This is a genomic window from Roseovarius sp. (genome assembly GCF_030373445.1).
In the GTDB taxonomy this organism is placed as follows: domain Bacteria; phylum Pseudomonadota; class Alphaproteobacteria; order Rhodobacterales; family Rhodobacteraceae; genus Roseovarius.
Window position 1 is genome coordinate 92,845 of record NZ_JAUCYU010000007.1, and the last position, 25,342, is coordinate 118,186.

At 68.7% G+C, this 25,342-nt stretch carries 22 protein-coding genes and 1 riboswitch; of the genes, 12 read left to right on the plus strand and 10 right to left on the minus strand.

Features of this window, described 5'->3' with window-relative positions; genetic code table 11:
• Positions 1 to 144: 144 nt before the first annotated feature.
• From QUV18_RS13900 to QUV18_RS13920, 5 genes are read right to left on the minus strand one after another with little or no spacing between them, the layout of a single operon-like run.
• Positions 145 to 801, minus strand: coding sequence for an adenosylcobinamide amidohydrolase (locus QUV18_RS13900; protein ID WP_300894579.1), 657 nt, complete (start codon positions 799 to 801; stop codon positions 145 to 147).
• Positions 798 to 1,553 (minus strand): ABC transporter ATP-binding protein, encoded by a 756-nt coding sequence (locus QUV18_RS13905; RefSeq protein WP_300894580.1) that lies wholly within the window; start codon positions 1,551 to 1,553, stop codon positions 798 to 800. Before QUV18_RS13905 ends, QUV18_RS13900 begins: the two co-directional genes overlap by 4 nt.
• Positions 1,550 to 2,521: an iron ABC transporter permease gene (locus QUV18_RS13910; RefSeq protein ID WP_300894581.1), complete on the minus strand. Its 972-nt coding sequence runs from the start codon at positions 2,519 to 2,521 to the stop codon at positions 1,550 to 1,552. Before QUV18_RS13910 ends, QUV18_RS13905 begins: the two co-directional genes overlap by 4 nt.
• A gap of 8 nt (positions 2,522 to 2,529) precedes the next feature.
• On the minus strand, positions 2,530 to 3,393 hold the full coding sequence (locus QUV18_RS13915; protein ID WP_300894583.1) for an ABC transporter substrate-binding protein: 864 nt from the start codon (positions 3,391 to 3,393) through the stop codon (positions 2,530 to 2,532).
• A gap of 1 nt (position 3,394) precedes the next feature.
• Positions 3,395 to 5,329 carry a TonB-dependent receptor gene (locus QUV18_RS13920; RefSeq protein ID WP_300894584.1) on the minus strand — a complete coding sequence of 645 codons (1,935 nt, stop codon included), beginning with the start codon at positions 5,327 to 5,329 and terminating at the stop codon, positions 3,395 to 3,397.
• Positions 5,330 to 5,458: 129 nt separating this feature from the next.
• A riboswitch (cobalamin riboswitch) is annotated at positions 5,459 to 5,674 on the minus strand.
• 230 nt (positions 5,675 to 5,904) lie between these two features.
• Between QUV18_RS13920 and QUV18_RS13925 the strand changes: the two genes are divergently transcribed.
• From QUV18_RS13925 to QUV18_RS13945, 5 genes are read left to right on the plus strand one after another with little or no spacing between them, the layout of a single operon-like run.
• Positions 5,905 to 6,936 carry an ABC transporter substrate-binding protein gene (locus QUV18_RS13925; RefSeq protein ID WP_300894585.1) on the plus strand — a complete coding sequence of 344 codons (1,032 nt, stop codon included), beginning with the start codon at positions 5,905 to 5,907 and terminating at the stop codon, positions 6,934 to 6,936.
• Positions 6,933 to 7,919 carry an iron ABC transporter permease gene (locus tag QUV18_RS13930; protein WP_300894586.1) on the plus strand — a complete coding sequence of 329 codons (987 nt, stop codon included), beginning with the start codon at positions 6,933 to 6,935 and terminating at the stop codon, positions 7,917 to 7,919. The genes QUV18_RS13925 and QUV18_RS13930 overlap by 4 nt, the downstream gene beginning before the upstream one ends.
• The gene (locus tag QUV18_RS13935) at positions 7,916 to 8,893 is read left to right on the plus strand and encodes an iron ABC transporter permease (RefSeq protein WP_300894587.1); all 978 of its coding nucleotides are present in this window, start codon (positions 7,916 to 7,918) and stop codon (positions 8,891 to 8,893) included. Before QUV18_RS13930 ends, QUV18_RS13935 begins: the two co-directional genes overlap by 4 nt.
• Positions 8,893 to 9,687, plus strand: a complete 795-nt coding sequence (locus QUV18_RS13940; protein WP_300894588.1) for an ABC transporter ATP-binding protein — start codon at positions 8,893 to 8,895, stop codon at positions 9,685 to 9,687. Before QUV18_RS13935 ends, QUV18_RS13940 begins: the two co-directional genes overlap by 1 nt.
• On the plus strand, positions 9,684 to 10,715 hold the full coding sequence (locus tag QUV18_RS13945) for a siderophore-interacting protein (RefSeq protein ID WP_300894589.1): 1,032 nt from the start codon (positions 9,684 to 9,686) through the stop codon (positions 10,713 to 10,715). The genes QUV18_RS13940 and QUV18_RS13945 overlap by 4 nt, the downstream gene beginning before the upstream one ends.
• Positions 10,716 to 11,145: 430 nt before the next feature.
• Here the strand turns inward: QUV18_RS13945 and QUV18_RS13950 are convergent, their stop codons facing one another.
• Both QUV18_RS13950 and QUV18_RS13955 read right to left on the minus strand, forming a co-directional pair.
• Positions 11,146 to 13,293, minus strand: a complete 2,148-nt coding sequence (locus tag QUV18_RS13950; RefSeq protein ID WP_300894590.1) for a TonB-dependent siderophore receptor — start codon at positions 13,291 to 13,293, stop codon at positions 11,146 to 11,148.
• Between the two features lie 88 nt (positions 13,294 to 13,381).
• On the minus strand, positions 13,382 to 14,257 hold the full coding sequence (locus QUV18_RS13955; protein ID WP_300894591.1) for an AraC family transcriptional regulator: 876 nt from the start codon (positions 14,255 to 14,257) through the stop codon (positions 13,382 to 13,384).
• Positions 14,258 to 14,472: 215 nt separating this feature from the next.
• Between QUV18_RS13955 and QUV18_RS13960 the strand changes: the two genes are divergently transcribed.
• Positions 14,473 to 16,119 (plus strand): ABC transporter ATP-binding protein, encoded by a 1,647-nt coding sequence (locus QUV18_RS13960; protein ID WP_300894592.1) that lies wholly within the window; start codon positions 14,473 to 14,475, stop codon positions 16,117 to 16,119.
• Positions 16,120 to 16,134: 15 nt separating this feature from the next.
• On the opposite strand, the gene QUV18_RS13965 is transcribed toward QUV18_RS13960, so the two are convergent.
• The 3 genes from QUV18_RS13965 to QUV18_RS13975 all read right to left on the minus strand — a co-directional run bounded on the left by QUV18_RS13965 (position 16,135) and on the right by QUV18_RS13975 (position 19,150).
• The gene (locus tag QUV18_RS13965; RefSeq protein ID WP_300894593.1) at positions 16,135 to 17,526 is read right to left on the minus strand and encodes an NAD-dependent succinate-semialdehyde dehydrogenase; all 1,392 of its coding nucleotides are present in this window, start codon (positions 17,524 to 17,526) and stop codon (positions 16,135 to 16,137) included.
• Between the two features lie 74 nt (positions 17,527 to 17,600).
• Positions 17,601 to 18,359, minus strand: a complete 759-nt coding sequence (locus tag QUV18_RS13970) for a DUF1036 domain-containing protein (RefSeq protein ID WP_300894594.1) — start codon at positions 18,357 to 18,359, stop codon at positions 17,601 to 17,603.
• Positions 18,360 to 18,520: 161 nt separating this feature from the next.
• A complete protein-coding gene (locus QUV18_RS13975) occupies positions 18,521 to 19,150 on the minus strand; it encodes a response regulator transcription factor (RefSeq protein ID WP_300894595.1) in 630 nt (209 codons plus the stop codon).
• Positions 19,151 to 19,442: 292 nt separating this feature from the next.
• Here QUV18_RS13975 and QUV18_RS13980 point away from each other — a divergent pair, with 292 nt between their 5' ends.
• From QUV18_RS13980 to sucD, 6 genes are all read left to right on the plus strand, one after another.
• Positions 19,443 to 20,654, plus strand: a complete 1,212-nt coding sequence (locus tag QUV18_RS13980) for an aminotransferase class V-fold PLP-dependent enzyme (protein WP_300894596.1) — start codon at positions 19,443 to 19,445, stop codon at positions 20,652 to 20,654.
• Between the two features lie 3 nt (positions 20,655 to 20,657).
• Positions 20,658 to 21,638: a D-glycerate dehydrogenase gene (locus QUV18_RS13985; RefSeq protein WP_300894597.1), complete on the plus strand. Its 981-nt coding sequence runs from the start codon at positions 20,658 to 20,660 to the stop codon at positions 21,636 to 21,638.
• Between the two features lie 36 nt (positions 21,639 to 21,674).
• Entirely contained in the window at positions 21,675 to 21,902 is a 228-nt protein-coding gene (locus tag QUV18_RS13990) for an N-(5'-phosphoribosyl)anthranilate isomerase (RefSeq protein WP_300894598.1), read from the plus strand.
• 309 nt (positions 21,903 to 22,211) lie between these two features.
• Positions 22,212 to 23,153 (plus strand): CoA ester lyase, encoded by a 942-nt coding sequence (locus QUV18_RS13995; RefSeq protein WP_300894599.1) that lies wholly within the window; start codon positions 22,212 to 22,214, stop codon positions 23,151 to 23,153.
• 15 nt (positions 23,154 to 23,168) lie between these two features.
• Positions 23,169 to 24,353, plus strand: a complete 1,185-nt coding sequence (locus QUV18_RS14000; RefSeq protein WP_300894600.1) for a malate--CoA ligase subunit beta — start codon at positions 23,169 to 23,171, stop codon at positions 24,351 to 24,353.
• Positions 24,353 to 25,234, plus strand: coding sequence for a succinate--CoA ligase subunit alpha (gene sucD / locus QUV18_RS14005; RefSeq protein ID WP_300894601.1), 882 nt, complete (start codon positions 24,353 to 24,355; stop codon positions 25,232 to 25,234). The genes QUV18_RS14000 and sucD overlap by 1 nt, the downstream gene beginning before the upstream one ends.
• The last annotated feature ends 108 nt before the right edge of the window (positions 25,235 to 25,342 follow it).

A 25,342-nucleotide genomic window follows, 5' to 3' on the forward strand; every position in this document is an offset into this window, starting at 1 on the left:
GACGAAAGAGGGCGTTCTGGCTGACTGAGACTGCTTGGTGCAGTTTCACGCCTGATACCCGACTATTTTTCTATGTCAATACGGCGGGCGGGACAAACCCGGGCTGTGTCCTGTCGGTGTCGTCCGGCATCTGGCAGCGCCGCATTAAGAGGCAGTCTTCCCGCCCGCCGTTGCCAGCCAGTGGCAGGCGCCCTCCAGCACGGCGTCATATACGGCACGGCCCACGGCCTCGCCGATCCCGGTGTGCAGCCCGGCATAGCGATGCGCGCCCGGCGGGGCGGCCACGGCCACGCAATCGGTGCCGGTCCCGGTGGCCGGACCCGTGCCGAGCGTCATGTCGGCCTCGATCACCGCCGCGGTGCGGGCCTCGACGGCGATGCTCATCGCCTCGAACAGCGCCGTTTCGGTCAGGCCCTGGTTCAGCCGCAGCGCCACGTTGATCGTGCCCCAGTCGCGGCCCGTGTAGTCTATTCGGTGCCCCACCCGTTCGGCGTTCGACAGGCCCACGGTCGCCACCGCCTGCGCCTCGATCTCGCCGATGGTGGCGGCGGCGCGGGTGACATGCCGGATATCGCGGGAGGTCAGGAAGGTGACGGCATCCGGCGCGCCCCGCGCGGCCAGTTCGCCCTGAAGCCACGTCTCGACGTCCAGTTCTTCCGGCAGGTCGGCATTGCGCACCTCGCGCCACAGAATGCGCCGCGCCCGCACCAGGCCGGGGCGGTGGACGGCCCAGCTCAGCACCTGCATCTCGCGGCCCAGGTCGAACTCCAGCCACGGGCGGTCAACCGTGACGGCACTCACCGGATCACCTCCAGCGGCTGGTAGATCGGCCCGTCCTCGGTATCGCGGAACCACGCGGTGATGTGGAAGACATGCGCCAGCCGCTCGGGCGTGAGCACCTCTGCCGGGGCACCGTCGGCCACCACCCTGCCCTCGCCCAGCATGATGATCCGGGTGCAGTGGCGGGCCGCAAGGCTGAGATCGTGCAGCGAGACCAGCACCGACTTGCCCACCTGCGCCAGGCTGCCGAAGGTCTGCATGGTCGTGATCTGGTGCGCCGGGTCGAGCCCGGCCACCGGCTCGTCGGCCATCAGCAGCGGCGTATCCTGCGCCAGCGCCCGGGCGATCAGAACGCGGGCCTGCTCGCCCCCCGAGAGGCGCGTGGCGGCGCGGTGGCGCATGCCGCTCAGTTCCATCCAGTCCAGCGCTGCCTCGGTGCGGGCGCGGTCGGCCTCCGACGGGCGGCGCCCGGTCATGTGCGGCATCCGCCCCAGCATCACCACGTCCTCGACGCTCACCGGCCAGGCGATCTCGCGCGATTGCGGCATCCAGGCCACCTGGCGGGCCCGCTCGGCGGGGGACAACCCGGCCAGCGAGCTTCTTCCGATGCAAGGCAACAGCCCGAGCGCGGCGCGCATCAGCGTCGTCTTGCCCGCGCCGTTGGGCCCGATCAGCCCCACCAGTTCGCCCTCGCCGATGGACAGCGAGACATCGCGGAACACGTCCCGCCCGCGCAGGGAGACCGAGAGATCGGAGAGGGTCAGCAGGCTCATATCCGCTCCCGCCGCAGCTTGAGGATCAGGTGCAGGAAAAGCGGCGCGCCGACCAGCGCGGTCAACACGCCAAGCTTCAGGTCACGCTCGGGCAGGACCACCCGCACCGCGATATCCGCCGCCAGCATCATCGCCGCCCCGCCCATGGCCGAGGCCCACAGGAGGCGCGAGGGCCGCGCGCCGACCAGCGGGCGCAGGATATGCGGCACCACCAGCCCGACGAAGCCGATGGCACCCGCCACTGCCGTGCCCGCCCCCACGACGCAGGCCGTGCCCAGCACAAGCTGCAGCCGCAGCCGCTTGAGCCGCACGCCCATCGCCTCGGCCGCGTCCTCGCCCAGCGTCAGCGCGTCGAGCCCCCGGCCCAGCGAGGCCAGGATCGCCACGCCCACCGCCATGAAGGGCAGCGCCAGCCACACATGGGTCATCGAGCGGTCGGCCAGCGAGCCCATCATCCAGATGACGATCTCGTTGGCCGCGAACGGGTTGGGCGACAGGTTCAGCACCAGCGAGGTCAGCGCGCCGGCCAGCGCCGACACCGCGATGCCCGCAAGGATCAGCGTCAGCGACCCGCCGCGCGGCCCCGCCAGCAGCATCACCAGCGTCACGCCCCCCAGCGCCCCGGCCAACGCCATCAGCGGCAGGCCGAGGGCGAAGACGCCCGCAAGCCCCGTCTGAAGCGCCAGCACCGCCCCCAGCGCGGCGGAGCCCGAGACCCCGATCAGCCCCGGCTCGGCCAGCGGGTTGCGCAGGTAGCCCTGCAGTGCCGCCCCGGCCAGCCCCAGCGAGCCGCCGATCATCACCGCCAGGATCATCCTCGGCAACCGGATCTCGCGCATGATCAGCGTCATGGGCCCGCCATCCCCCGCCACCAGCGCCGAAAGGCTTTCGCCCACGCCCAGCCCCGCCGGCCCGATCAGCAGCGAGGCCAGCATCAGCGCCGCCACCAGCAGCCCGAGGGGGAGCATCACCCGGCTCAATCCGCCGCCCCGGTGATCTGGCGCCGTGCGGCGCCCAGCCTTTCGATGGCGCGGAGCACGAAGGGCGTGCCGCAGACCCAGTCCTGATCGGTCATTGCCGCCCCGCCCGGCGCGCGGAACGCCTTCACGGCCGGGTGGTCCATCACCTCTTCCGAGCGCGACGCGCCGGGATAGGCCCGCGCCGTGATCACCGTGTCGGGGGCGGCCATCGCCAGCACCTCCAGCGGCAGCTTGCTGCCCGCGCCGTAGCCGGCCCCGACCGCCGCGTTCCCGAAGCCCGCCGCCGAAAGGATCTGCCCGGCCAGCGTGTTCTCGCCCGAGCTATAGCCGTTGGCATAGTAGAGCACCGCCGACGGCCGTTCCTCCACCTCCGACCGCAGGGCCGCCAGCCGCGCGTCGTAATCCGCGACCATGCGCGCGGCGGCCTTGTCCCGGTGCAGCACCTCGCCCACCCGGATGATCCGCTCGCGCACATCCTCGAGCGAGGACGCGGCGGGAATGACCGCAACCGCCAGCCCCAGCCGATCCAGCATGGCAAGGGTCGCCGGGGGCGAGAACTCGCCCGCCAGCACCAGGTCGGGCCGCATCAGGAAGATCTCCTCGGCGCGACCGTGATTGGCAATATAGGCTGCCGCCGCGTCGGACATGGGCGATACGCGGGCGTCCGTCGACACGTGACTGACCGAATGCAACTGCCCCTCGCCCGCCAGCATCATCGCAAGCTGATCGGTGCAGAGGTTCATCGACACGACGCGGGCCGGCGCCCCGGTTTGCGCCTCGGTCTGTGCCGCCCCGGCCCCGGCGGCGATCGCCGCCAGCGCAAGGGCGGCAAGACGGCATATCCAGCCCGCGCCCGTCACCTCAGAACCGGCTCGTCGCGCCGAAGAACACGGTTCGCCCCTGCGTCGCATAGCCATCCAGTTCCTCGTACCGCGCATCCGTCAGGTTGTGTATCCCGGCCGTCAGCCGGGTGCTGTCGGTGATATCATGGCTGAGGCGCAGGTTCACCAGCGTGTAATCCGAGAGGCGCACGGTGCGCGCCCCGAATGCCGGCGAGGTGAAATCGCTGTCGTGATTGCCCGCCACGTGGCGCAGGTCGAGGTTGATCCGCGTACGGTCGTTCGGCATCCGGTAACCCAGCTGCAAGAGCGCCTCGTGCTCGGGCCGGCGCACCTCGACCGTGCCGTCGGGGTTCGAGGCATCCAGCCAGGTATAGCTCAGGCCGACGTCGAACCGGTCGGTCACCGCCAGGTCGGCCGACACCTCCACCCCTTTCCGGTCGCTCCTGCCGACCTGGTTGACCGGCGTCGAAATACCGGTGGCGGGGTCGAAGACCGAAGTGATCTCGTCGGTCAGTTCGTCGTCGAAATAGGTCACGTCGACCACGCCGCGCCCGCCGAGGAATTGCTGCTCGATCCCGATATCCCAGCCCTTGCTCTGTTCCGGTTCGAGGGCCGGATTGCCGCGGAAGTTGGCGAAGAAGCCGAACTGCTCGATCAGCGTCGGGTTCTGCACCCCGGTGCCATAGGAGGCGTGAACCCGCGTCGCCCCGTTCGGCAACGTGTAGGAGGCACCGACCGCGTAGGTGGTGAAATCCTCGAACCTGTCGTTGAAATCATGCCGGAGGCTGCCCTGCAGGTCGAACCCGTTGCCGAGGCTGCCCTGGTACTCGACCACAAGCGCCGCCTGCTCGCGCGTCCGCTTGACCAGCTCGCCGGGGCCGAAAAACGCCTGGTTGCCCTTGTAGGTCAGGTATTCCCACTCGGCCGCGAAGGTCAGGGTGTGATCGGCACTGTCCACGTCGCCGGAATCGAGCGCCACGGTGCCCTTGTAGCTGAGCTTGGCACGGGTGCCGGTGTTGTCCTGGTCCTGCACGCCCGCGCCGTTGCGGCCCTGCCGGTCGATATGGGCGAAGGACAGGTCGAGGCGGTTCTGCAGACGCCCGCCGAACGCCTCCAGCTCGGCGAAGAGCGAGCCGAAGCTCTCCTGCAGCTCGGCGTTCGAGGCGTCGTCGACCACAAGCCCGGCGCTGTTGGGCGCGCCGAAGGCGAAGCCGTCGGTGTCGGAGACCCGGTCGGTGTGGCGAAAGGTGCCGCCAAGCGTCAGCCGGTCATTGACGAAAAACCGCCCCGTCAGGTTGTAGGTGCGGTTCAGGTCGCCGTCGTCTTCGCCGCCGGGAGTGCCGGAGATGTCGAAGCCGCCGGTCTCGCGCCGGGCGGCCGAGAAGCTGATCTCGCCCCGGTCGGAGCGCTGGCGCACGGCCACCCGCCCCTCGTAGGTGCCGTCCGATCCCACCTCGAACCCCACTTCGCCGCTGATGCCGGCCTCGGTCGGGCGCTTGGTGGTGATCGAGATCACCCCGCCGATGGCGTTCGAGCCGTAGAGCGCCGATTGCGGCCCGCGGATCACCTCGATGCGCGCGATATCCGCGGCCAGCAGCCCGCCGAAATCGTATTCGCCCACGTCCGGCGCCGCCACTTCGACCCCGTCGATCAGCACCAGCGTATGGTTGCTTTCATGCCCGCGCAGCCGCACCTGCGTGCGCCCGCCGAACCCGCCGGTGCGCGACACCGCCACGCCGGGAAGCGCGCGCAGCACGTCGGCCACGTATTGCGCCCCGCTCTCCTCGATCTCTTCCCCGGTCAGCACCGATGCGGCGCGGCCGTACTCCCGTGCCTCGACAGGGGTCAGCCCGCCGGAGATGACCAGCGTGCCGAGGTCATAGGCGTCCTCGGCCATGGCAGGTGTTGCAAGAATGGTGGTGGCCAGCAGGCCAAGACGCGCGTGGCGTATCATGTCGGTCCCTCCGTATTGCCCCGGCTCGGCGGTGCAAATCAGCTTGATTGGTCTCGGAGGACGTGCCCCCGCAGACGGTGAAACAACACCTCTACGGAAAGCTCCGTTGCCCATGCGCGCCCCGCGCCCGGACAGGGTGATCGCCGCGGCAGGTCTCCTGACTTGCGGGTCGTCGCTTGGCCGGGTCTTCCCACCGCGCTTGCGCGCGGCAGTGACATGGTCCGGCTTCGCTCTCCGCCTACAGTTGCGGGGGCAGTCACGGAATTGGCGCCTGATGGCTACACCTCACCGTGTTCCCTTTTCACCGGGCAGCGCACCGCCCGGACCGAAGCAGCGCTCTGGTAGCGCGGATCGCGGCCCGGGGAAAGGGGGAAATGTCACCGGCGGCGGGAGGGGCCGCTTGGCCTCCCGCACGGCCTTGAACCGGCCCGGCGCGGGCGGTAAGGTGCCGCCCAATTGGTGACGACTAGGCATCTGGTTCACTCCCGAAACCCCGCTGCACCTTTTCCGACCGCGTTGGCGTAACCCGCGCCACCGAACCGAAAAATCACAGCGTTGCCGATCGTCCGAATGCCATGACCACCCCTTCCCGTACCCGCGCCCGCGTTGCATCGGCCCGAACCCGGCGGCAGGTTCTGACCGCGGGCGGCTGCGCCCTGCTGGCCACGCCGTCATTGCTGCGCGCGGCCGAGACGCTGCGCTTTGCCGGGCCGTGGGGCGAGGCGGTGCTCGACCGCCCCGCGCGGCGCGTCGTGTCGCTGGGCTATACCACGCAGGACCCGCTGCTGGCGCTGGGGGTGGCGCCGCTGGCGGTGCGCGAATGGTTCGGCGGGCGGCCCCATGCCGCCTGGCCCTGGGCCAAGGAGAGGCTCGGTGGTGCTGCGCCACAGGTCCTGACAGGCGAGGTCTCGATGGAACTTGTTGCGGGCCTCGCGCCCGACCTGATCGTCGGGATCGGCTCGGGCATCTCGCGGGCGGAATACGAGCTACTGTCGCGGATTGCGCCCGTGCTGATGCAAGCGCCCGGACAGCCCGCCTTCGGCACGCCGTGGCAGGCCGACACCCGGCGCATCGCCCGCGCCACCGGCCAGTCAGACCGGGCCGAACACCTCATCGCCGGGGTCGAGGAGCGTTTCGCCGCCGCGCGGGCCCGACATCCCGGCTGGCAAGGCGCCACGGCCGTCGCGGCCTGGCAGAACGGCGGCCAGACCGGCGCCTTCATGCCCGGTGACAGCCGGGCCCAGTTCTTCGCCGGGTTGGGTTTCGGCCTCCCGCCGGCCCTGCAGGAACTGGCGGCGGTCGACGGGTTCTATACCACGCTCTCGCCCGAGGATCTCTCGCCGCTCGACGCCGACCTGCTCGTGTGGATCTCCTCCTTCAGCGGCGCGAAGGCCATCGCCGGCCTGCCGATGCGCCGCACGCTTCAGGCGCATCTCGAAGGCCGCGAGGTCTTTGCCGACGAGGTGACCGCCGCCGCCCTCTCCTTCGGCAGCGTCCTCTCCCTGCCCTTCGCCCTCGACCGGCTGGAGGCCGAGATCACCGCCGCGCTCGACGGCGACCCGCAAACCGTGGTGCCCTCCGCCCGGGCCGCGGGGCTTCTGCCATGAGGCGGGCCGCCCTCCTCGCCCTGCTGCTGGCTCTGGCCGCCGCGCTGTCGCTGACCACCGGGCCACGGGCGCTCGGCCTGCCCGACTTCCTCGCCGCCCTCACCGCCTATGACCCGCATGACCCGGCGCATGTGACCCTGATGGCAATCCGCCTGCCCCGGCTGGTGGCCGGACTGATCGCCGGGGCCGCGCTGGGGGTGGCGGGCACGGTGATGCAGACCCTCACCCGCAACCCGCTGGCCGATCCGGGCATCCTCGGCATCAACGCGGGCGCGGCCTTTGCCCTGCTTTTGGGCGCGGCGGTCTTCGGGCGCTCCGACCAGGCCGCCATCGCGCTCCTCGCCTTTCCCGGCGCGGCGCTGGCCTCGGTCGCGGTCTTCGCGCTTGGCGGCGGGCTGCGGGGCGATGCCGGACCGGTGCGGCTGACGCTGGCGGGGGCGGCGCTGAACGCGCTGCTGCTGTCGATGGTCACGGCGATAGTGCTGGTGCGGCAGGACTCGCTCGATATCCTGCGCTTCTGGGTGGCCGGGTCGCTGACCGAGGCGGTCTATCGCCCGGTCGCGGAGATGGCCCTTCTCGCCCTTGCCGGCGCGGCGCTGGCGCTGCTCATCGCGCCGCTGATCGAGGCGCTGTCGATGGGCGCCGACGTGGCGCGCGGCCTGGGCACGCGGCCCGCGCGGGTGCAAGCGGGCGGGCTTTTGGCGGTGACCCTGACCACCGGCGCGGCGGTGGCCATTGCCGGGCCGATCGCCTTTCTCGGGCTGATGGCGCCGCACCTTGCGCGGCCCCTCGCCGGCGCGTCGCTCAGGGCGCAGCTTGGCACCTCCGCCGCGCTTGGCGCGCTGATCCTGACGCTGGCCGACGTGGCGGGCCGGATCATCCTTGCACCGGGCGAGGTGCGGGCGGGCATCATGGTGGCGCTCCTGGGCGGGCCGGTCTTCGTCTGGATCGCGCGGCGCCTGCGGCCGGGGGCGATGGCATGAGGGGGGCGGTGTTGCTGGCCCTGTTGCTGGTGCTGGCCAGCGTGGCGGCGCTGTTGCACGGGCAGATCGACGCCTCGCCTTCGGTCCTCTGGCAGGGGCTGCTGACCGGCGAGGGCCCCGGCGCGCTGATCCTCGACACGATCCGCGGGCCGCGCGTGGCGACGGCCCTGGGCGCAGGCGCGGTACTGGGCCTGTCGGGCACGATCTTCCAGACGCTGTTCCGTAACCCCTTGGCCGCGCCCGATCTTCTGGGCTTCAACGCCGGCGCGGGCCTTGCCATCATCGCCGGCATCGCCTTCGGCATCGCCCTGCCTGCGCCGGTGCTCGCCGCGATTGGCGGGCTGGCGGTGGCCGGGGTCGTGGGCGCGCTGGCCTGGCGCCGGGGCAGCGGGACGCCGGCGCTGACCATCATCCTCGTGGGGCTCGGCACCGGATTCACCGCGACGGCGCTGGCCACTTTCCTGATGACGCTCCTGCCCGGCACCGCGGCGGCGGAGGCGCAGCGCTGGCTGACCGGGTCGCTCGCCGCCCGAAACTGGGGGCACGCGGCACAGGTCTGGGGGGCTGGTATTGCCCTGTCTTTACTGGCTTTTTCGCAGGCGCGGCCCCTGATGGCGATGGAGCTGGGGGGCGAGCTGGCAACCGGGCTTGGCGTGCGGGCAGAGCCGGCGCGGTGGCGGATATCCGGCATTGCCGTACTGCTGGCCGCGACGGGGGTGGCGGTGGCGGGGCCGGTGCCCTTCGTGGCGCTGATGGCGGGGCCGTTCGGGGCGCGGATGACCGGGGCGCGGAGCCCGGCGGCGCGGATGGCCGCGGGCGCGGCGGCCGGGGCGCTGATCGTGATGCTCGCGGACCTGCTGGCGCGGGCCTCGCTGCCCGGTTTGCAACTGCCGGTGGGGGTGGCGACGGGGCTACTGGGTGCGCCCTACCTGCTCTGGCGCCTGTCGCGCGAAATGGACAAGGGGGACCTGTGATGCTGGAGGCAAGCAGCCTGACGCTGGCCTATGATGGAGGGCCCGTGATCGAGGCGCTCGACCTGTCGCTTCCGGGCGACAAGGTCACCGCGATCATCGGGCCCAATGGATGCGGGAAATCCACGCTTCTCAAGGCATTGGCGCGCATTCTTCCAGCTCATTCTGGCCGGGTCACGCTGGATGGCGAGGATATGGGCCACATGACCCCGCGGGCGCTGGCACGGCGGCTGGCGATCCTGCCGCAGGCGCCGCGGGCGCCCGAAGGGATCCGCGTGGCCGACCTTGTGCGGCGGGGGCGCCTGCCGTGGCGCGGGTTGCTGAGCCCGTGGCGCGAGGAGGATCGGGCGGCCTGTGACGGGGCGCTGGCGGCGGTGGGGATGACGGAGCTTGCCCATCGCGACCTGGCGGAGCTGTCGGGCGGACAGCGGCAGCGGGCGTGGCTGGCGCTTGTGCTGGCGCAGGGCACGCCGTGGCTGCTGCTGGACGAACCCACGACCTATCTCGACCTCACCCACCAGATGGAGGTGCTGGGGCTCTTGCGACGGCTCAACCGGCAATCCGGGACGGCGGTGGTGAGCGTCCTGCACGACCTCAACCTGGCGGCGCGTTACTCGGATCACCTTGTTCTGCTTGGGAAAAACGGGCTGATCGCCGCAGGTGCGCCCGAGACCGTGCTGACGCCGGAGCATCTCGGCGCGGCTTTCGGGCTGCGGGCGCGGGTGATGCCGGACCCGGTGACGGGCACCCCGATGGTGGTGCCCCTCGATATCCCTGAAACGGAGGTTTCCGCATGAGTGACACGCATCGCAGCACCGCCCGGTTCGACGGCGCCCCGCCCGAGGGTCTGCTTCGCCAGACGGCGGGGTACCTGCGCGCCTACGACCTGCCGCTCGAGCTGGGCGATACGGCACTTACTGCAACGTTTTCAGAGGCTTGCGTCAGGCTGCAACTCGACGGCGCGGGCTTCTCGCTCGACATCCGGGCGGGCAATTCCGCGCAGCTTCACCAGGCCCGCGAGGGGGTGCTGGTGGTGCTCGACCAAATCAGCCCGGAGACCTGCGCGGGGCTGGAATGGACGGGGGAAGTGGCGCGGAATGTCAGGCCGCCGAATTTCCACCTTGGCACGGTGCTGGAGGTGCGGCGGGTGTCGGCACATTTCCTAAGGGTGACAATGGGTTGCGAGGGGGTGTTACACCTTCTGACCGGGGGGATGCACTTCTCGCTATTACTGCCGCCGGGGCCGGAGCCGCGCTGGCCGGAGGTCAACGAGAAAGGCCGCACGGTCTGGCCCACGGGGGAGGAGGCACTGCACCGGGCGGCCTATACCTTCGTCGAGCTGGATGCGGCGGAGGGGTGGTTCAGCTTCGATGTATTCGAGCATGAGGGCGGTCTGGCGACGGGCTGGGCAAGGTCCGCGAAACCGGGTGACGTGGTCGGCGTGATGGGGCCCGGCGGAGGTGATTTTCCCGAGTCAGATCATATGGTTATGGGCGGAGATGAAACCGCCCTTCCGGCGATCCGGCGAATCCTGGAACACGCGCCAAAGGACCGGAGGGGCGAGGTGTTCATCGAGCTTGCCGACCCCGCCGACCGCTGCCCGCTGGCCCTGCCGGAGGGGATGCGGCTGACATGGCTGACGCGGGGCGAGGATGCGCCGCTCAAGGCGCATATGCTGGCCGCAGAGCTGCCGGGGCCGGAGGAGAGCCGGTTCGTGTGGTTCGCGGCCGAGGCCGGGGTGGTGCGGGCCGCGCGGCAGTATTTCCGGGAGGCGGCCGGGCTGGGAAGGCAGGAGATGTACCTGTCGGCCTACTGGACGGCGTGATCGGCGATTCGATGGTTAACGGCGTTGTTTTGCAGGGATTTCGACGTCGGTATCACGTCGGTATTCCGTCGGTATCGCGTCGGTTTCCGGGTCTGTGAGGCGGGGTGTTAATGCGGCGGTCCGGGTGCAACAGGCGAGATGTTGTGTCGGGCGCAACGGGGGGTTCCCCGACGTCGCGGAGCCGCGCATTGTTGGGCCGTGGTGCGGCGAGCCGACGGTCGTGGCCTGATGCTTTATGGTCGCCGAGTGCCTCTGACATGCGCGAGGTTGCACTCCATCGTCCAAATCGCCGTGCCGTCCGGACGGCCCAGCGATGCGCGGCGGGCTTCGCCCTGGATTCCGCGCGGGTGCTTCGTGGAGAGGTTTCAAAACCGAAAAAGGCGCGGCCCTTTCGGAACCGCGCCCCCGTTTTTCCGTCGCGTGGAACCCCTCAGAACCGCGAGGTCACCGAGAAGTTGAACTCGCGCCCCGAGCCGTAGGAGCAGACATAGGCGGTCTGGCAGCCGGTGACGTAGCGCTCGTCGGCGACGTTGGTGACCGACAGGTTGGCCTCGAGACCGTTCTTGAAGGCGTAGCTGGCATAGAGGTCGTAAATCGTGGAATCCGGTACCGTCAGCGTGTTGGCCGCGTTGGCGAAGCTTTCGCCGCGATGGCGGACGCCTGCGCCCAGTTCCAGCCCCTGCAAGCTTCCGGAGAAGGCGTAGGTGCCCAAGAGCGACAGCTCGGTTTCCGGGATGAGCGTGGGCGTCGTGCCGATCAGCGCGGCGTTGCTGTCGCGGCGCACCTCGGCGTCGAGCCAGGTGGCGGCGGCCTGCACGTAGAAGCCGTTGCCGAAATCGTATTCGCCCTCAAGCTCCACCCCGCGCGAGCGGACCTCGCCCAGCTGGCTGAAGACCGGGAAGACGCCGACGACCACGTTCTCGCGGTTGATCTCGAAGGCCGAGCCGGTGAGCGAGAAATTCCCGCCCTCGGGCGCCCATTTGAAGCCCAGTTCGACCTGGTCGCCGGTTTCGGGCTTCGTCACGCCGTTGGCGGGCGAGGTGATGAGCGGGTTGAAGAAGGTGGAATAGGAGAGATAGGGCGTGAAACCCGAGGCCGTTTCATAGGCCAGCGCCGCACGCCAGGAGGTTTCGCTGTCGTCGCGGCTGAAGGCGCCGGTGCCGTCCTGGCTGGTCTTGACGATATCGTGGCGCAGGTTGAGCGTGGCGATCCAGCCGCTGCCCCAGCGCATCTGGTCCTGGACGTAGAGGCCGACCTGGCGCTGCTTGGTGGTGGCGTCCTGGTAGGGCGCGCCGATGGCCGGGGTGCCCGGCGGGGTGGGCCCGACGACCTGGTTGGAGCCGAAGCCCGAGGCCTGGGTCTCGTCGATCTCGTAGTACCGCGCGTCGAGGCCGAAGAGCAGGTCGTGCTCGACCGCGCCGGTCGAGACGGTGCCGTAGTAGCGCAGGTCGGTCTGGGCGGTGGCGACCTGGGTGTCGTGCTCGAAGGCGATGAGGCTGAGCGTGCCCTGTGGGTCGGTCGGCGTGGGCGAGAAGCCGGCATAGCCGAACGGGTAGTAGTAGCGTTCGTGCACGTCGGCATAGCCGAGGCGGCCGATGCCGGTGAAGGTGAAGCCGTTGGAGAACTCGTGCTCGACGATGGCCGAGACCGAGGCCTGCCGGCGCTCGTACTTGTCCCAGTTCGGGTCGGAAAAGTTGGCGTCGGGGTCGATATAGCCGAACTGCGCGGTCGGCACGACGGTGCCCGCGTAGGGCAGGAAGGTGCTGCCGTTGTGCTTCTCGTCGGCGACGTGGATGTTGGCCAGCAGCGTGACCTCGGTACCGCCGTCGGTGGTAAAGCGGTAGGAGGGCGCGAAGGTGCCGCGCAGGCCTTCGTTGAGGGCATCGTACTTGTCGCCGCCTTCGAGGCGGCCGGTCAGCCGGTAGGAGCGGCTGTCGCCGATATCGTCGCCATAGTCGAATTCGAGGTAGGCGCCGGTGGCGTCGTTGACGCCGAGTGTGTATTCGCGGATCCGGCCGCCGGGGCGTTTCGAGACGTAGTTGACGATGCCGCCCGGGTTCGACCCGCCATAGAGCGCCGAGGAGGGCCCGCGCAGCACCTCGATCCGCTCGATCGTGTAGGGGTCGATGAAGAAGGAGCCGAAGGCGAAGGAGAGGTTCTGGGCGTTGTCGAGGTAGATGCCGGTCTGGTCGGCCTGGAAGCCGCGGATTCGGAGCCAGTCGTAATCGTTGTCGTCGCCGAACACGTCGGAGGTGACGCCGGCGGTGTAGCGCAGGGCCTCGCTGACGCGGTTGGCGCCGAAGCGCTCGATCTTCTCGCGGCCGAGGACCGAGACGGATTGCGGCACCTCGTTGACGGTGACGGGGGCCTTGGTGCCGGTCACGGTGGGCGGGTTCTTGTCGGCGCCGACGGGGCCCGTCGTGTCTTCCTGGTTGCGCAGGGTGAGCGTGCCGAGGTCGAAATTCTCGTCTTCGGCTTGGGCGTGGGCGGTCGTGGCCGCGGTGGCGGTGGTGAGCAGCAGGAGCCCGAGAGCGCCCAGTCGGGCGGCTCCGCGGGTGCGGGTGGTGGTGTTGGCCATATCGGCGTCCCTCTGAAAGTCATTTCGCGGCTGGCCCCGACCGGAAAGGGAGGGTCTGACAGCTGGCGATCCGAGTTCCTGATAAAAACTATCGGGATGGATTGTCTTGAACAATCGGACCATTCGGCCCCGCCGCCTGTGCGCGGGCCCAATGGGCGGGCGCGGCGCCGGTTTCCGCCCGGAAACTGCGCGAGAAATGGGCCTGGTCGGCAAAGCCCGTGACCTGGGCCACCTCGGCGCAGGGCACGCCGTGGACCAGAAGGCGTTTGGCATAGCCCAGCTTCAGCCCCAGCACCCAGCGATAGGGCGATTGCCCGGTGGCGCGGCGGAAGGTGCGGTTGAAATGGGTGCGCGAGAGGCCGGCGGCGCGGGCGAGATCGTCGATGGCGATGCGGTGGGCCATGCGGTCGAGCACGTGGGCGCGGAGCGTGTCGAGCCATGTCTCGCCGTGCCCGAGCTGGCCGGCGCGGCCGAGGTGGAACATCTCGGTCACCGCCGCGCGGGCCAGCGCCTCGCCGCGTTGGCCGGAGGGTTTCGCCGCCGTGCATTCGTCGCGCAGGAGGCCCGCCAGCGGGGCCAGCGGGCCGAGATCGGGCAGGATCACCGGGCGGTCGAGCGGTGTGCCGGGGTCCGTCAGTTCCCGAAGGCGGGCGAGCGGCAGGTGGATGTCGACATGGCGCAATTTGCCGGCCTCGGGCAGCGTGCCCCAGATTTCCAGCCCGGCGGGGATGTAGCAGCCCGCCGCCGGTTCCGCCGCCCCGCCGCGCGCGCGGGAAAGCGACAGGCGGCGGTCGTCGAGGATCAGCACGAAGCGGGGATGAAGCGAGGCATAGCGCCCCCCTGCCCCGGCGCGGCCCCGCACGCGCCAGTAATCCACGACCATCCGGTCGAGCGACAGGCTTTTCAGCTCGCCCAGCGGCTGGAAGCCCTGAACGGCGGCGTACATCCTGGGGTGAAAACTCATGCGCCTCGCCTCTGCATCCGGGATGGCTGGGCGAAATCGCTGGCTGGGGGCTGTTGTACCGCGTGGCGGGCGGGTGTCAACCAAAGGGGCCGATCCTTCAAGCGGCGGGGATTGCCCAACGCGCCGCCAGCGATTATCACCCCGCTCAGCCAGCCGGCCCGCGCCAGACGCGGACGCCAGCCAAATCACGACCCAACAGCGCGGGCCACCGACGGATGCTCAGACATTTCCTGTCCTATTACCGCCCGTGGCGGGGTCTGTTCCTGCTGGATTTCGGCTGTGCCATCGCCTCCGGCCTGCTGGAGCTGGCCTTTCCCATCGCCATCAAGTTCTACATCGACCGGCTGTTGCCGAGCGGCGACCTGCCGCTGATCATCCTGGCGGCGGCCGGGCTGCTGGTGGTGTACCTGTTCAATGCCGGGCTGATGGCCGTGGTGACCTACTGGGGCCACATGCTGGGCATCAATATCGAGACGGAGATGCGGCGCAAGGCGTTCGACCAGTTGCAGCGGCTGTCCTTCGCCTTCTTCGACCGGCAGCGCACCGGCACGCTGGTGGCGCGGGTGACGCGCGACCTCGAGGAGATCGGCGAGGTGGCGCATCATGGGCCGGAAGACCTGTTCGTGGCGCTGATGACCTTTGTCGGTGCCTTTATCCTGATGGTGTTCATCAATGTCGAACTGGGGCTGATCACGGCGGTGATCTTCCCGGCGGTGGTGGTGCTGGTGGCGGTCTATGGCCGCAGGCTGACGCAGACATGGCAGCAGATCTACCGCAGCGTGGCGAATTTCAACGTGCGGCTGGAGGAGAACGTGGGCGGCATCCGGGTGGTGCAGTCCTTCGCCAACGAGGCGCATGAAAAGGACCTGTTCGCGCAGGACAATGCCAATTACCGGCGCACCAAGCTCGATGCCTACCGGCTGATGGCGGCGTCGACCACGCTGAACTACATGGGGATGCGGCTGGTGCAGGTGGCGATCCTGGTGGCGGGGGCGCTGTTCGTGGCGCGGGGCAGCCTGTCGATCGGCGGCTTCGTGGCCTTCCTGTTGCTGGTGGGCGTGTTCTTCCGCCCGCTTGACAAGATCGCGGCGGTGATGGAGCTTTATCCGCGCGGGCTTGCGGGGTTCAAACGCTACCGCGAGCTGATGGCGCTGGAGCCGGACGTGGCCGAGAAGCCGGGCGCGCAGGAGGCGCCGGCCTTTCGCGGCGATATCACCATCGAGAACGTCTCGTTCAGCTATGACCCGGCGATGCCGGTGCTGGAGGATATCTCGATCTCCGTGAAGGCCGGCGAGACCGTCGCCATCATCGGCCAGTCGGGCGCGGGCAAGTCGACGCTGGTGTCGCTGGTGCCGCGGTTCTACGACCCGCAGGGCGGGCGCATCCTGATCGACGGGGTGGATATCCGCGAGTTCACGCTGACCAGCCTGCGCCGCCAGATCGGCGTGGTCAGCCAGGACGTGTTCCTGTTCGGCGGCACGCTGCGCGAGAACGTGGCCTATGGCCGGTTGGGCGCGAGCGAAGAGGAAATCCTCGAGGCGCTGGCGCAGGCGCAGTTGAGCGAGCTTGTCGCCAACCTGCCGCAGGGGCTCGATACCGTGGTGGGCGAACGCGGCGTGGCATTGTCGGGCGGGCAGAAGCAGCGGGTGGCGATTGCGCGGACCTTCCTGAAGGATCCGCCGATCCTGATCCTGGACGAGGCGACGTCGGCACTGGACCTGGAGACGGAAAAGCGCATCCAGAAAGCGCTGAACCGGCTGTCGGAGGGGCGCACCTCGCTGGTGATCGCGCACCGGCCGCAGACGATCAGCGATGCCGACCGGGTGCTGCGGGTCGAGGGCGGCCAGCTCGTCGCGGCCTGACCGCCCCCGGAAAGCCTAGGCCGCCATGTAGAGCGACTTGGCGTTCACGAACTCCTTCATGCCGAAGCCGCCATGCTCGCGGCCATAGCCGGAATCCTTGACGCCGCCGAAGGGCATGTTGGGCAGGGCCACGTTGTACTTGTTGATACAGACCATGCCGGTGTCGAAATGCTGCGCCGCCAGCTTGCGGGCGCGCTTGGTGTCCTTCGAGAAGATGCCGCCGCCGAGGCCATAGCGGCTGTCATTGGCGATGCGCATGGCGTCCTCGTCATCCCTGGCCTTGATGATCGAGGCGACGGGGCCGAAGAGCTCGTCATCGTAAGCCGGTTGGCCGGGTTTGACGTCGACCAGCACGGTGGCGGGGTAATAGGCCCCCTTGCCCGCCGGCACCTCGCCGCCGCAGAGGACGCGGGCGCCCTTGGCGACGCTCTCCTCTACCTGCTCGGCCAGGGTGTCGCGCAGGTCGGTCCGCGCCATCGGGCCGAGCCTGGTGTTCTCGTCGGTGGGGGCGCCGGTGGCGATGGCCTTCATCTTCTCGGTGAAGCGCTCGACGAAGGCGTCGTAGTTCTTCTCGGTCACGATGAAGCGCTTGGCGGCGACGCAGGTTTCGCCGTTGTTGTAAATCCGGCCCGCGACGCAGGTCTTCACCGCGAGGTCGAGATCGGCATCGTCGAGCACCACGTAGGCGTCGTTCGAGCCCAGCTCCAGCACCGTTTTCTTGAGGTGTTTCGCGGCCTGTTCGGCCACGATCCGGCCGGCGCCGTCGCTGCCCGTCAGGGTGACGCCGCGCACATGGCGGTGGGCGATGACCTTGTCCGACTGGTCATGGTCGATCAGCAGGATGGTGAAGAGATGCTCGGGCAGGCCCGCCTGTTTCATCACGTCGCGCAGGAACAGGCCGCTGCCGGTGCAGCTTTCGGCGTGTTTCAGCATCACGCCATTGCCCGCCATCAGGTTGGCGACGGTATAGCGCACGGCCTGGTAGCAGGGAAAGTTCCACGGCTGGATGCCATAGATCACGCCCACGGGCGCATAGGTCACGACGCCGGTGCCGCCGGGGATGTCGCGCTCCTCGTCGGCCAGCTCCTTGGGGCCGGTCTCGGCGGTGAAGTCGCAGATCGCGGCGCAGAGCTCGATCTCGTCGCGGCTGTCGTTGATCAGCTTGCCGACCTCGCGGGTCATGAGCTGGGCGAAGTCTTCCTTGTTGTCGCGCAGGGCCTGGCCGATGGCCTTGATGACCCTGGCCCGCTCCTCGAGCGAGACCAGTTTCCATTCCTCGAAGGCGCCATGGCAGAGGTCGATGGCGGCGCGCATCTCCTCGTCGCTCATGGTCTCGTAGCTCTTGATCGTCTCGTCCGTGGCGGGGTTGATCGTCTTCAGCGTGCTGGTCACGGGTGTCTCCCTCACTTTTGCATGTGTCAGGGAAGACAACGCGCGCCGCGCCGCTTGTTTCCATCACCTCCGGGTGAGCCGACGCGACGTCAATACCCCCGGTCCATCCGGACAGGCTCGTCCCGGTTGGCGGGGATGTAGACCAGGTCATCCGCGTCGAGCTCCAGGATGATCCAGCACAGAAGCTGCACATCCGGGTATTTCACCAGCATGACCGGCCCTGCCCCGTCGGCCCCGTCACAGGTCGGGGCCAGCTCGAACGTCGCCTCCCCGGCCTTGATGCCGGCATAGCGGTCCTCGATGCGTGTGTCGCGGATGATCATGGTGAAGGCGTCGTCGCCCAGGTCGTGCCACTCGCCCTGGAGAAGCTGCAGGACCGCCCCGAGATCGACCCCCTCCTCTGCCGGCCGCGGTTTCGGCCCGGGCGCGGGCGCCGCAACCGGGGCCGGCGCCGCCGCGCCGGTCATCCGCACCGTCACGTCACGGGCCCCGCCGACCACGATCTCGCTGAACGCCACGCGCTCGTACCCGCGCGCCTCGCAATTGGTGTCGCCGACGATGGTGAACACCTCGTCAGTGGCGCAGAAATAGTAATCCTGCGCCGGGAAATCCTCGTCCCCCGTGGTCGCCCGCCAATAGTAGTGGGTCAGCGGCAGCTCCCCTCCGATGACCGTGGAACACTCGGCCGGCAGCACCTCCCACCAGCCTTCCGAGGTCCAGCCCTCGGCCCCCTTGTAGCCGATCGCCACGGTCGCCCGCGCGGCGCTGTCGTTGCAGAAGATCAGGTCGGCCCGGGCCGGCGCGGCGAACCACAGCACGGCACAGCAGGCGATCAGGAAAAGGCGCATGACAATCCCCCCAAAAGAATACCCCTTCCGGCGAGCCTAGCACAGTTTCGCGCGCCGACAGCGTCAATTCGTGCCGGGTAGCGCGGGGCGCACCCTGCCCTTTCATCTTTCCAAAAATACTCAAATCCCCGGCCCGCCCCGCGCGCCGCCGCCCGAGGGGGTCAGTAATTCCCCGCCACGTACTTGGCGATGGCTGCCCCGCGGGAATTGACGTCTAGCTTCTGGTAGATCGCCTTGAGGTAATATTTCACCGTGTTCTCCGACAGGCCCAGCCGGGCGGAGATCTGGAAATTGGTCAGCCCGTCCACCAGCAGCGCCAGGATCTCGTGCTCGCGCCGCGACAGGCTGTCGGCGTTTTCCGAGGTCAGCTTGCGCAGGATATCTGTGGGGACGATGGAATGCCCCTCGACCAGCTTGCCGAGGATGCGCGGCAGGCTGGTCAGGATCTGGCCCATCATGCAGACCGAGTTGGCGCCCGACTTGATGGCGGTGCGGATGAAGGCGAACTCGGTATCCTCGGCCACGACCACGATCATCACCTGCGGGTAGGATTTGCGCACCGTGTCCAGCACCGAGGTCAGGTCGCCATCCGAGAGCCGCACGCCGAGGATCAGGATCGCGGGGCCTTCGGTCTTCGACAGGAGCTGCTTGAGCCCCGCCTTGTCGGTGGCGAAGGGCCCCAGCCGCACCTCGGGGATCTGCGCCACGAGCGAGCCGATGCCCTGGCAGACGATGAGCTGCCGGTCGGCGACGATCACCTGCGGGCGCTCTGCCATGGTCTCGGCTGTCATTTCTGCGTGGTCCTGCGCGTGTGTCATCGGTCGAGCATACACCATACCGGGCGTGCCCGGTGGGAATGGTTTGCGACACTTCGACGCCGGAAACCGATGAAATCAAACGAAAAATCGGTATGCAAGCGCATGCCGTGGTGTTCCGTAGGCCGGCCTCACCCGAAAGGGTGGGCCGTGGCTACCCGTTCGGTGGCGCCCCTCCGCCACCGGCGGGCACGGGGTATCCCCTTGGGCGTTACGCCGCCGGGAGCAAGCGCCGATACATGGGCCAATCGAGACGAGGAGACCCCAGATGAACGGCTACCAGCACCTTTTCATTCCCGGCCCCACCAACGTGCCGGAGCCCGTGCGGCAGGCGATGAACCTGCCCATGGAGGACATGCGCGCCCCCGATTTCCCCGGCTTCGTCAGCGGGCTGCTGGCGGACCTGAAGAAGGTCTACCGGATGGAGGGCGGCCGGGTGTTCGTGTTCCCCTCGTCCGGAACGGGCGCGTGGGAAAGCGCCATCCAGAACACGCTGCGCCCCGGCGACAAGGTTCTGATGTCGCGCTTCGGGCAGTTCTCGCTTCTGTGGGTGGACATGGCCGAGCGGCTGGGCCTCGAGGTAGAGCTGTGCGAGGTCGAATGGGGCAAGGGCGTGCCGGTGGAGGCCTATGCCCGCATCCTCGAGGCCGACAAGACCCACCAGATCAAGGCGGTCTTCGCCACCCAGAACGAAACGGCGACCGGTGTGACCTCCGACATCGAAGGCGTGCGCCGCGCGCTCGATGCCTGTGGTCATCCGGCGATGCTTTATGTCGACGGGGTGAGTTCCATCGCGTCGATCGAGTTCGAGATGGAGAAATGGGGCGTCGACCTGGCGGTCTCGGGCTCGCAGAAAGGGTTCATGCTGCCCGCCGGGCTGGGCATCCTCGGCGTCTCGGAGAAGGCGCTGGAGGCGAACCGGGCGCTGGCGGGCGACGGCATGGCGCGGTGCTATTTCAGCTTCGAGGACATGATCAAGCTGAACGATACCGGCTATTTCCCCTACACGCCGGCGACCCAGCTGCTGCGGGGCCTGCGCTGTTCGCTCGACCTGCTGCTGGAGGCCGGGATGGAAAGCGTCTGGGCGCGGCATAACCGGCTGGCGGGTGGCGTGCGCGCCGCCGTGGCGGCCTGGGACGGGTGTGCGCTGGTGGCGGCCGGGCCGGAATGGCAGTCCGACACGGTGTCGGCGATCTTCGCGCCCGAGGGGGTCGATGCGCGCGACGTGATCTCGGGGGCCTATTACAAGTACCAGACCTCGCTGGGCTCCGGGCTCAACAAGCTGATGGGCCGCGCGTTCCGCATCGGGCACCTGGGGTCGCTGAACCCGGTGATGCTCTGCGGGGCGATCTCTGCCGCCGAGATGGCGCTGGTGGATGCGGGCGCGCAGATCGTCCCGGGTTCGGGCGTGGCCGCCGCGCAGGCGCATTTCCGCGAGTCTACCCCGGCGGCGGTGGCCCTGCCCGCCAAGGCCGCCTGAGCCATGGCGGAGCGGCAAATCCTTGTCACCCGCGCCTGGCCGAAGGCGGCGGAGGAGCGGCTGGTGGCGGAAGGGCTGGGCACCGTCAGCCTGCGCCATCCGGATACGGCCCTGAGCCACGAGGAATGGATGGCGGCGGCGGAAAGCTATGACGCCATCCTGCCCACCGTGTCGGACCGGATCCCGGCGGAGTTCTACGGGGCCGCGAAGGGCAAGGTTCGGGTGATGGCCAATTACGGCGTGGGGTTCAACCATATCGACATCGAGGCCGCGCGGGCCAATGGCATCGCAGTGACCAACACGCCCGACGTCCTGACCGACTGCACCGCCGACCTGGCGATGGGCCTGCTGCTCGCCGCCGCCCGCCGCATCGGCGAGGGCGAGCGCGAGACGCGGGCCGGCGGCTGGGAGGGCTGGCGGCCCACCCACATGATCGGCAAGAAGGTCTCGGGCGCCACACTCGGGATCGTCGGTTTCGGCCGGATCGGCCAGGCGATGGCGCGGCGGGCCCATGGCGGGTTCGGCATGCGCGTGGTGTTTCAGGATGCCTGGGACGTGCCGGAAGACATCAGGGCGGCGAATGGCAAGGCGGAACAGCTCGGGTCGATTGCCGAGGTGGCGGCGGAGGCGGATTTCCTGTCGCTCCACTGTCCCGGCGGGGCGGAGACGTTCAAGCTGATCGGCGCGCAGGTGTTCGAGGCGATGAAGCCCGGGGCGATCCTCGTGAACACGGCGCGCGGCGACGTGGTGGACGAGGACGCGCTGTTCGCGGCGCTCGAGTCAGGGAAGCTGGCGGCGGCGGGGCTCGACGTCTACATGGGCGAACCGGCACTCGATGCGCGGTTTCTCGGGCATGAGAACATCGTGCTGGCGCCGCACCTGGGCTCTGCCACCGAGGCGACGCGCGTTGCCATGGGGCATCGGGCGATCGACAATCTGCGAGCGTTCCTGGCGGGTGAGACGCCGGGCGACCTGGTGACGTAAACCGGACATTAACCACGGATGGGGAAGGATCGGGGCATGAGAGATCATGGTCCGATCACGCCCGAGCAATGGCTGGGCAAGCTGTTCTCCTCACGCGCAGCGCGCGAGGGGCGCGTCATCCGCCGGCAATTGCGCGACATCGACCGCTATATCGGCCGCAACCGGTTCGAGGCCGAACTGGCCCGGCGCGGCTATCATGCGGTCGAGAATGCCGGGCAGATGGTCATCTTCTGCAACCAGGAACCGATCCGCGTGATCCTGTAGGTACTTTCCGCGCGGAAAGTACCCTCGGGAAATGCGCATTTCCCGAGCCCGGAATTTGCGCAAATTCCGGGTTTTCGCCGCTGGCGCCGCGACGAAAGTTTCCGATCGTAAACCCCTGTAATCCATACACTTCTCTGCGCCGCAGCGAGTGCATCCCACCGCATCCCGCAGGCCCCGCTCCGGGTAGTCGCCCCCTACCCGTTCGTCGCCCGCGCCCCTCCCCGCGCGGGCATTCTTACCCGCAGGGAAGTATCGCCCCGGCCCGCCCGGCGCGACACTGGCGCCAACACGCAACAAGGGATCACGGACATGAGCTACACCCTCCACCCGCTCAAGAAGCAGCGCCTGCAACGGTCGGAACTGGCCGTGCCGGGCTCGAACCCGTCGATGATCGACAAGGCGGCCGCATCGGAGGTCGACTACATCTTCCTCGACCTCGAGGATGCGGTGGCGCCCCCCGACAAGGTGCAGGCCCGCGCCAACATCATCCAGGCGCTCAACGACATCGACTGGAAGGCCAAGGGCAAGACCATGTCGATCCGGATCAACGGGCTCGACACCCATTACATGTACCGCGACGTGGTCGAGATCGTCGAACAGGCGGGCCAGCATCTCGACACCGTGCTGGTGCCCAAGGTGGGCGTGCCGGCCGACCTTTACACGGTCGAAACCCTGCTCTCCCAGATCGAGGAGGCCAAGGGGTTCTCGCACAAGATCGGCCTCGAGGCGCTCATTGAAACCTCGCTGGGCATGGCCAACGTGGAGGCCATCGCCGCCGCCCCCGGCCGGCTGGAGGCGATGCATTTCGGCGTGGCCGATTATGCCGCCTCGACCCGCGCCCGCACCGTGGTGATCGGCGGGCTGAACCCCGACTACCCCGGCGACCAGTGGCATTTCGCCCTGTCGCGCATGACCGTGGCCTGCCGGGCCTATGGGTTGCGCGCCATCGACGGGCCGTTCGGCGATTTCTCGGACCCCGAGGCCTATATCGCCTCGGCGAAACGCGCCGCGGCGCTCGGGATCGAGGGGAAATGGGCCATCCACCCCAGCCAGGTGAAGCTTGCCAACGATGTCTTCTCGCCCCCCGAGGGCGAGGTCACCAAGGCGCGGCGCATCATCGAGGAACTGAAGGCCGCCGCCGCCCAGGGCAAGGGCGCCGCCGCGCTGGACGGCAAGATGATCGACGCCGCCAGCGAGCGGATGGCCAACAACGTCATCACCGTCGCCGACGCCATCGCGGCCAAGGGATAACAAGGAGGTCACCCCATGGACATTCACGAATACCAGGCCAAGGAGATGCTGCGCCGCTTCGGTGTCAGCACCCCGCGCGGCGGCATCGCCTATTCGCCGGAACAGGCCGTCTATCGCTGCTCGGAGCTTTCCGGCGACAAGTGGGTCGTCAAGGCGCAGATCCATTCCGGCGCGCGCGGCAAAGCGGGCGGGGTGCGCATCTGCGCGAGCGAAGAGGAGGTGGCCGACGCCGCCCAGTGGATGCTGGGCCGCCGCCTCGTCACCCACCAGACCGGGCCGCAGGGCAAGCTGGTGAACCGGCTTTATGTCGAGGAAGCCACCAACATCGCGCAGGAAATCTACCTGGGCTTCGTGATGGACCGCAAGCTCGAGCGCGTGGTCGTCGTGGCCTCGGCGCAGGGCGGGATGGAGATCGAGGAAATCTCGGCCAACGAGCCCGACTCGCTGATCCGCAGCGTGGTCGACCCCGCGGTGGGCATGCAGAACTTCCAGGCGCGCGAGATCGCCTTCCAGCTGGGGCTCGACCCCGCGCTCATTCCGGCGGCGGTCAAGACGATCATCGGCTGCTACCGCCTGATGAGCGAGACCGATGCCAACATGGTCGAGATCAACCCGCTGGTGGTGACGCAGGGCAACGAGATCGTGGCGCTGGACGCCAAGCTCGCCTTCGACGACAACGCGCTTTTCCGGCACCCGGATATCTCGGAGCTGCGCGACAAGAGCCAGGAAGACCCGCGCGAGACCTACGCGGGCGACCGCGGCCTGAACTATATCGGCCTCGACGGCCGGATCGGCTGTATCGTCAACGGTGCCGGGCTCGCCATGGCCACGCTCGACATGATCAAGATGGCGGGCGGCGAGCCTGCCAACTTCCTCGACGTGGGCGGCGGGGCCAGTCCGGAACGCGTGCTCATGTCCTTCAAGGCCGTGCTCAACGACCGCAATGTCGAAGGCATCCTCGTCAACATCTTCGCCGGCATCAACCGCTGCGACTGGATCGCCGAGGGGGTGATCCGGGCGGTGAAGGAGCTTGACCTGCAAATGCCGCTCGTCGTGCGGCTCTCGGGCACCAATGTCGCGGAAGGCCGCAAGCTTATCGCAGACAGCGGCCTCGACATCATCACCGCCAGCACCCTGGCCGAGGCGGCCGAGAAGGTCGTCGGCGCCTGGAAGACGGCCCATATGAAGGAGGCCTCGTGATGGCCATTCTGATCGACAGCACCACCCGCGTTCTCGTGACCGGCATCACCGGGCGGATCGGCAGTTTCCACGCGCAGGACATGATCAAGCACGGCACCAACGTCGTGGGCGGCGTGACGCCCGGCAAGGGCGGCACCACGCATCTCGACCTGCCGGTCTTCAACACGGTGAAGGGCGCGGTGGCCGAAACCGGCGCCGACCTGGTGGTCAGCTTCGTGCCGCCGCCCTTTGCCGCGGATTCGATCATGGAGGCGGCGGATGCGGGGATAAAGACCTGCGTCTGCATCGCCGACGGCATCCCGGCGCAGGACATGATCCAGGTGAAACGCTACATGCGCCGCTACAAGGAAGACCGGCGGATGCGCCTGATCGGGCCGAACTGCGCGGGCATCATCACGCCCGGACAGGCCTTTGCCGGGCTCATGCCGCCCTCGATCTACAAGCCGGGGCGCGTGGGCATCGTCGGCCGCTCGGGCACGCTGGGCTACGAGGCGGCGAGCCAGATGTCGGAGCGGGGCATCGGCGTCTCCTCCTCGATCGGGATCGGGGGCGATCCGATCAACGGGTCGAGCTTCAAGGACATCCTCGAACTCTTTGAAAACGATGTGGAAACCGATGCCGTGGTCCTCGTCGGCGAGATCGGCGGCCCGCAGGAGGCCGAGGCCGCGGAATACATCCGCGACCACATGTCGAAGCCGGTCGCGGCCTATATCGCCGGGCTCTCGGCCCCCAAGGGGCGGCGGATGGGCCATGCCGGCGCCATCGTCTCGGCCTTCGGCGAATCGGCGCAGGAAAAGGTCGACATCCTCAAGGAGGCGGGCGTGACCATTGTCCCCACGCCGTCCTCCTTCGGCGAGGTTGTCGCGAAAATGGTGGCCTGACCCCTCCCTTCCCCTCGTTCAGCCACCATGCCCCGCCCCGGCGCGATCCCCCGCGCCGGGGCATCGCGTTTCGGCACGCGCTCCTGGTGCCCAAGGGCTTTTCAGCGG

What these genes read in the sequence shown, in the direction of transcription:
- QUV18_RS13950 (WP_300894590.1), bottom strand. Translation starts at nt 13,293, where the DNA reads ATGGCCAACACCACCACCCGCACCCGCGGAGCCGCCCGACTGGGCGCT.
- QUV18_RS13945 (WP_300894589.1), top strand. Translation starts at nt 9,684, where the DNA reads ATGAGTGACACGCATCGCAGCACCGCCCGGTTCGACGGCGCCCCGCCC.
- QUV18_RS14000 (WP_300894600.1), top strand. Translation starts at nt 23,169, where the DNA reads ATGGACATTCACGAATACCAGGCCAAGGAGATGCTGCGCCGCTTCGGT.
- QUV18_RS13925 (WP_300894585.1), top strand. Translation starts at nt 5,905, where the DNA reads ATGACCACCCCTTCCCGTACCCGCGCCCGCGTTGCATCGGCCCGAACC.
- QUV18_RS13975 (WP_300894595.1), bottom strand. Translation starts at nt 19,150, where the DNA reads ATGACAGCCGAGACCATGGCAGAGCGCCCGCAGGTGATCGTCGCCGAC.
- QUV18_RS13980 (WP_300894596.1), top strand. Translation starts at nt 19,443, where the DNA reads ATGAACGGCTACCAGCACCTTTTCATTCCCGGCCCCACCAACGTGCCG.
- QUV18_RS13990 (WP_300894598.1), top strand. Translation starts at nt 21,675, where the DNA reads ATGAGAGATCATGGTCCGATCACGCCCGAGCAATGGCTGGGCAAGCTG.
- QUV18_RS13955 (WP_300894591.1), bottom strand. Translation starts at nt 14,257, where the DNA reads ATGAGTTTTCACCCCAGGATGTACGCCGCCGTTCAGGGCTTCCAGCCG.
- sucD (WP_300894601.1), top strand. Translation starts at nt 24,353, where the DNA reads ATGGCCATTCTGATCGACAGCACCACCCGCGTTCTCGTGACCGGCATC.
- QUV18_RS13920 (WP_300894584.1), bottom strand. Translation starts at nt 5,329, where the DNA reads ATGATACGCCACGCGCGTCTTGGCCTGCTGGCCACCACCATTCTTGCA.
- QUV18_RS13960 (WP_300894592.1), top strand. Translation starts at nt 14,473, where the DNA reads ATGCTCAGACATTTCCTGTCCTATTACCGCCCGTGGCGGGGTCTGTTC.
- QUV18_RS13905 (WP_300894580.1), bottom strand. Translation starts at nt 1,553, where the DNA reads ATGAGCCTGCTGACCCTCTCCGATCTCTCGGTCTCCCTGCGCGGGCGG.
- QUV18_RS13995 (WP_300894599.1), top strand. Translation starts at nt 22,212, where the DNA reads ATGAGCTACACCCTCCACCCGCTCAAGAAGCAGCGCCTGCAACGGTCG.
- QUV18_RS13985 (WP_300894597.1), top strand. Translation starts at nt 20,658, where the DNA reads ATGGCGGAGCGGCAAATCCTTGTCACCCGCGCCTGGCCGAAGGCGGCG.
- QUV18_RS13935 (WP_300894587.1), top strand. Translation starts at nt 7,916, where the DNA reads ATGAGGGGGGCGGTGTTGCTGGCCCTGTTGCTGGTGCTGGCCAGCGTG.
- QUV18_RS13970 (WP_300894594.1), bottom strand. Translation starts at nt 18,359, where the DNA reads ATGCGCCTTTTCCTGATCGCCTGCTGTGCCGTGCTGTGGTTCGCCGCG.
- QUV18_RS13930 (WP_300894586.1), top strand. Translation starts at nt 6,933, where the DNA reads ATGAGGCGGGCCGCCCTCCTCGCCCTGCTGCTGGCTCTGGCCGCCGCG.
- QUV18_RS13910 (WP_300894581.1), bottom strand. Translation starts at nt 2,521, where the DNA reads ATGCTCCCCCTCGGGCTGCTGGTGGCGGCGCTGATGCTGGCCTCGCTG.
- QUV18_RS13940 (WP_300894588.1), top strand. Translation starts at nt 8,893, where the DNA reads ATGCTGGAGGCAAGCAGCCTGACGCTGGCCTATGATGGAGGGCCCGTG.